The 2,451-nt window shown below is 32.9% G+C and carries 2 protein-coding genes and 2 pseudogenes; 2 read left to right on the top strand and 2 right to left on the bottom strand.

Annotated elements, in window-relative coordinates; translation table 11 throughout:
• Both ACWI69_RS12090 and ACWI69_RS12085 read left to right on the top strand, forming a co-directional pair.
• Positions 1-446: pseudogene (locus ACWI69_RS12090) on the top strand (glutamate decarboxylase); the annotation flags it as partial.
• Between the two features lie 54 nt (positions 447-500).
• Positions 501-1,532, top strand: coding sequence for a FomA family porin-like outer membrane protein (locus tag ACWI69_RS12085; RefSeq protein ID WP_448822084.1), 1,032 nt, complete (start codon positions 501-503; stop codon positions 1,530-1,532).
• A 72-nt stretch (positions 1,533-1,604) separates the two neighbouring features.
• On the opposite strand, the gene ACWI69_RS12080 is transcribed toward ACWI69_RS12085, so the two are convergent.
• Positions 1,605-1,982 carry a RidA family protein gene (locus tag ACWI69_RS12080; protein ID WP_448822083.1) on the bottom strand — a complete coding sequence of 126 codons (378 nt, stop codon included), beginning with the start codon at positions 1,980-1,982 and terminating at the stop codon, positions 1,605-1,607.
• Between the two features lie 50 nt (positions 1,983-2,032).
• Positions 2,033-2,451: pseudogene (locus ACWI69_RS12075) on the bottom strand (sugar phosphate isomerase/epimerase family protein); the annotation flags it as partial.

Genomic DNA, 2,451 nt, shown 5'->3' with positions numbered 1-2,451 from the left:
ACAATTTTGTGAGATGGGGTAGAGAAGGGTATAAGGCAGTACATGAAAGATCAAGAGATGTAGGGCTATTTTTGACAAAAGGATTAGAAAAGTTGGGAATATTTAAAATATTAAATAGTGGAGAGAATATTCCAATTATATGTTGGTCATTAAAGGCGGACCCAAATAGATTATGGACAGAGTATGATTTGGCTGATAGATTGAGATACTATGGATGGCAGTTACCAGCATATCCACTTCCTAAGAATTTTGAAAATATAACAATAATGAGAGTTGTTGTAAGAGCGGATCAAAGTATGGAACAAATTTCATTACTTCTTAAAGATATGAAAGAATCGATTGAACATTTAGACCAACATACGACTGCAGTGAAGAAAGAGGTTCAAAAAACGGAGGATCACGTAGCGGGTTACTCTCATACTGAAAAAAGACTATTAAAAAAATAGAAAAGATAGATTTATAGAAAATCTCTAGGTTTGTTTTAGAGGCGGAGGTCGATTATGAAAAAATTATTTTTAAAAACACTTATAGGTTCTTTATTGATTGTTGGAATTTCTTATGCAGAGGAGTTTGTACCCAATGGTAGTTTTGAGTTTACTCAAACTTTTTATGGGAATGCTGGAAAATATAAAACAGAATCCTCACACCCTTCTCCTGTCTTAAGTTACAATTTTGCAAAGGATTGGAATTTAAGTTTACAGTGGGACAGAGTTTGGAATATGTATGATTATAATGGTGGAGAAAATCAGCAAAACAATAAATTTAGTGGACCAAAGGCCACAGTGAGCTATAATCATGGTGTTATAGAAAATTCAAAAATTAAGTGGACTTCATCTTTAATGGTAGAGAATGAAGCTGAATTCAATGGGACAAATCAAACATATATTTTTGCTCAAACAGCATTTGACATTTCTGGGTATATCCCAAGAGGGGAGTATATTACAGCGACACAATTTGCAGTATCGCCAATGTATATCTATGGTTGGAGTACAAAAGGAGCGGCAGGTCATGTCAATACAGGTATTTTGAGTTTGTTAACAAATTGGCAATTACTAGCAGACTTTACGTTTACATTTAATGCATATGCATATAGAGAGTGGTACAATGGAAGTTTTGAAATAGAAAATGAAGTATCAGGAAGAAGTTATGATTCAGCAAATTATTTTATGATTTTGGCTTGGTTAGGATACTCCAAAGAGATATATAAATTTGATGAGCAAACGTCGTTAGCATTCAATTTCACTGGAGGGTTTGATCCGTACATAGTATCCAATAGAAGTGCAAATTGGTATCCGTTTATAGTATCAAATCAAGTATATGAGTGGTTAGGTCCTGCAGTAGATAGTGGAAATAATAAAAATACCTATGTAATATTTGCTTTACCTCAATTAGAGGTGACTTATAATTATAGTAGCGATTTATCATTCTCTGTGTTTGCACAAGTCAAGTATTCGAATCAAGTATGGGGAAATACAGAAAAGGATTGGAAATTACAGCCACAAGGTGGATTTAGTGTGACATACAATTTTTAAAAGATATAGAAAGTTTTAAAATAAATTGAACAATAAAAAAGTTGCAGATTGTTTCTCTGCAACTTTTTGTTATTATTTAACTGCAATAACTTCGATTTCGACTTTAGCATCTCTTGGAAGTCTAGCTACTTCAACACACGCTCTAGCAGGTTTAACTTCTCCTAAGTATTCAGCATAAACTTCATTAATAGCAGCAAAATCATTCATATCTTTAATAAAAACACCAGCTTTAACAACATCTTTCAATGTGTATCCAGCCTCTTCTAAAATAGCTTTTACATTTTCTAGAGATTGTCTTGTTTGCTCTTTAACATCATCAGATATAATAGTCATTGTTTCAGGAACAAATGGTACTTGCCCAGAAACATATAAAGTTCCATTTACTTCAACTGCTTGAGAATAAGGTCCAATAGCTCCCGGAGCTTTGGTAGTATTTATAATTTTTTTCATATTCTTTCCTCCTTGTAAATAAAATAAAATAAATTGAGTTATAGTTTTAGTTATCTACAGTATTTATCTCTTAAACTTTTTAAGTATAGATACCCTTTTTGTGCTCCTTCCAATTGATCCTGCATCATCTTTTCTAAAGTTTTTTCGTCTACAGCCTTATGTGGATAATAGTACTGAAGAGGTTTGATAATGCTTCTATCGTAAGGAGCTTCTTCAACTTTGAACGTTCCCTCTCCAACTCTATCTACACCACCAGCTCCCGGTTCTCTTTTAAAGTTTGTACAGTATGGGAAACACATCTCCATATTGATTCTCTCTAAAGGTGAATTTTCAACCATAATTTTGAAACACTCTTCTAAGTTGATATTTCCAGTTCCAGCGGGTACCCCACAAACAACATAACCATACTCACTTTCATCATCTTTAACAATAATATGATCTTTAAAGTGTGTTGTATATGTATATTTTG

The organism is Cetobacterium sp. (assembly GCF_977044495.1).
This window is presented reverse-complemented; position numbering and strand designations above follow the sequence as displayed.

Bases quoted from the DNA above. Each gene is read 5' to 3' on its own strand.
- ACWI69_RS12080 (WP_448822083.1), bottom strand. From the start codon at position 1,982: ATGAAAAAAATTATAAATACTACCAAAGCTCCGGGAGCTATTGGACCT.
- ACWI69_RS12085 (WP_448822084.1), top strand. From the start codon at position 501: ATGAAAAAATTATTTTTAAAAACACTTATAGGTTCTTTATTGATTGTT.